The organism is Bradyrhizobium sp. STM 3809, from assembly GCF_000239795.1.
GTDB lineage: Bacteria > Pseudomonadota > Alphaproteobacteria > Rhizobiales > Xanthobacteraceae > Bradyrhizobium.
Window position 1 is genome coordinate 1 of the sequence record NZ_CAFJ01000752.1, and the last position, 1,832, is coordinate 1,832.

A 1,832-nucleotide genomic window follows, 5' to 3' on the forward strand; every position below is an offset into this window, starting at 1 on the left:
CAATCCGGATCTCAAGATCGACGTGCTGAACAAGTTCGGCTACCAGACGCTCGGCCGCATGAACTTCCTGCATCCGCCGTTCGACAATGTGAAGGTGCGCCGCGCGGCGTTCCTGGCGCTGAATCAGAAGGACGTGCTCGACGCGCTGGTCGGCAATCCCAAGTATCAGAAGATCTGCGGTGCGGTGTTCGTGTGCGGCACGCCGCTCGAGACCGACATCGGCGCCGAGACGTTGATCAAGGGCAACGGCATGGCGGAGGCCAAGAAGGCGCTCGCCGAATCCGGCTATGACGGCACGCCGATCGCGATCATGGCGCCGGGCGACGTCACCACTTTGAAGGCGCAGCCGGTGGTCGCGGCGCAGCTGCTGCGCGAGGCTGGCTTCAAGGTCGACCTGCAGGCGACGGACTGGCAGACCGTGGTGACGCGGCGCGCCAGCCAGAAGCCGATCAAGGAAGGCGGCTGGAACATGTTCTTCACCAACTGGGTCGGTGCCGACGTCGCCAATCCCGTGGCGAACGTGTCGATCGGCGGCCGCGGCACCAAGGGCGGCTGGTTCGGCTGGGCCGAGGATGCCGAGGTCGAGAAACTGCGCGACGCCTATGCGCGCTCGTCCTCGCCCGAGGAGCAGAAGAAGATCGCGACCGAGATCCAGAAGCTGAACTACGAGAAGGTGCTGTACATCCCGCTCGGGCAGTATCTGCTGCCGAGCGGCTGGCGCAAGTCGCTGACCGGCGTGCTCGACGGCCCGGCGACGCCGGTGTTCTGGAACATCGACAAGAGCGAGTAGGTCGCGGGCGACCGCGAAGGACCGAAGCGGCGGAGGCAACTCCGCCGCTTTTTCTTTTGGCAATGCGGTAACGTTCCGTAGGGTGGGCAAAGCGGCCGCCGCAAGGCGGCGGCGTGCCCACCGCCGGGCAGAACATTCAGTGAGGAGATGGTGGCGGTGAAGAGATGGTGGGCACGGCGCCTCTCCCGTTCTGCTCCTACAAATAGCACCGCCGCGCCTTTGCCCACCCTACGGGAGCGCGGCTGGTAATAGGATGCACGGCAGCGACGAACGGCGACGTCAAAGCCGATTGACGGGCGCGAGAACTGTTGCAACTCTTCGTTCGCGGAATGAGCGCTGGGCGGCGGCCCTTGACAACGAAGAGCGACGTCCAGCGGTCGCCGTGTCTCGGTCAATCCCGAGGCCGTCGTTCACCCCGTCACGTCAAGAGAGATCGCATGTCACCTCATTCGCGCCGGGCCCGCTCCGCGCTCGCGTCATGGCTTGTTGCGTCCGCCGTCCTGCTGGCGCCTGCGCTCGCGCCCGATGTGCTCGCTGCCGGCAAGAAGACCATCGCCGCCGTGATGCACTCCGATCTGCGCGTCATCGACCCCGGCTTCACCACCGCCTACATCACCCGCGACCACGGCTACATGGTCTACGACACGCTGCTGGCGACCGATTCAAATTTCAAGGTCCAGCCGCAGATGGCGGACTGGAAGGTCTCCGACGACAAGCTGACCTACACGTTCACTTTGCGCGACGGCCTGAAGTGGCACGACGGCACACCGGTCACGGCCGAGGACTGCGTCGCCTCGCTGAAGCGCTGGGGACGCAACGACGGCATGGGCCAGAAGCTGATGGACTTCACGGCGAGCCTGGAGGCGCCGGATGCCAAGACCATCGTGCTCAAGCTGAAGGAGCCCTACGGCCTGGTGCTGGAGTCGATCGCCAAGCCGTCGTCCTACGTCCCGTTCATGATGCCGAAGCGGCTCGCCGAGACGCCGCAGGGCCAGCAGATCCCGGAGCAGATCGGCTCGGGTCCGTTCAAGTTCGTGAAGAG

The 1,832-nt window shown here is 65.2% G+C and carries 2 protein-coding genes; both read left to right on the forward strand.

The window, feature by feature from the left end; translation table 11 throughout:
• Positions 1-790, forward strand: a 790-nt coding sequence (locus BRAS3809_RS32290; RefSeq protein ID WP_035659979.1) for an ABC transporter substrate-binding protein, incomplete at its 5' end; no start/stop codon positions are given.
• Positions 791-1,227: 437 nt separating this feature from the next.
• Positions 1,228-1,832: ABC transporter substrate-binding protein (locus tag BRAS3809_RS32295; protein ID WP_035659981.1), on the forward strand; the 605-nt coding region annotated here is incomplete at its 3' end.